This is a genomic window from Paenibacillus phytohabitans (assembly GCF_013141775.1).
GTDB classification, from domain to species: Bacteria; Bacillota; Bacilli; order Paenibacillales; family Paenibacillaceae; genus Paenibacillus_AQ; species Paenibacillus_AQ phytohabitans.
Genome location: NZ_WHOB01000014.1, coordinates 1 through 797 on the forward strand (window position 1 = coordinate 1; position 797 = coordinate 797).

Annotated in this window: 1 protein-coding gene; it reads right to left on the minus strand. The window is 51.7% G+C overall.

Translation table 11 applies throughout. The features are described from left to right. The coding region (locus GC101_RS01560) for an IS3 family transposase (protein WP_171715847.1) at positions 1–752 on the minus strand (752 nt) is incomplete at its 3' end. Between the last annotated feature and the right edge of the window lie 45 nt (positions 753–797).

The window sequence follows — 797 nt, forward strand, 5'->3', positions numbered from 1 at the left end:
AGCTTTATTTCTATCGGTTTTAGCTTGCCCGCTTTCCATGCGGCGTGGTATTGCTTGGGGCTCATGCGCTGCAAACTGCCATGAAAACGGCGCTCGTTGTAAAAGTTAATATAGACTGCGACCGCTTCATAGGCTTCTTCAAACGTTTCAAAGTACCTTTTCGTATACAAATCTCTCTCCAAAATGCTGTGAAACGACTCAATGTAGGCGTTCATATTCGGCGTCTTTGGAGGAATACGCTCATGCTCCAGAGGACGCTGCGTTTCCGCACACAGCTCGCCAAAGGCAGCGCTTAGGAATTGCGGCCCATTATCGGAACGGATAACCGGTGAGGGGTCTCCAGGCTGTAAACGTCGGCCCAGAGCCTCCCTCAATGTGGCACAGACTTGCTTCGCCGTACAACTCGCTCCAACGTGGTAACCAACGATACAGCGATCAAACACATCAATCATATCAAACATAAAAAAGAAGCGGTCGTAGCCATTAATGTATCCATATTTAATGTCAATTTGCCAAAGTTGGTTGGGGCGTGTGACCACTCGATTCCGCGCCAGCTGCCGAGGGTATTTTACGTTCCTCACCGGTTTCTTCTGAAGCAGCCCGAGCTTCTTGCACAGCCGGTACGCCTTCTTGTGGTTGAGGATTAAGCCCTGCTGGACCGATAGGGCGTACGCCAAATTCCGGTAGCCATAGCCGTTCTCCTCGCCCTCTACCAGCTCACTCAGCCACTCTTCGATCTGTAGGTCACTCACCCGCAGACCGCCAGTAGTGAGGGAATAGGCGGGGATCGGACGACC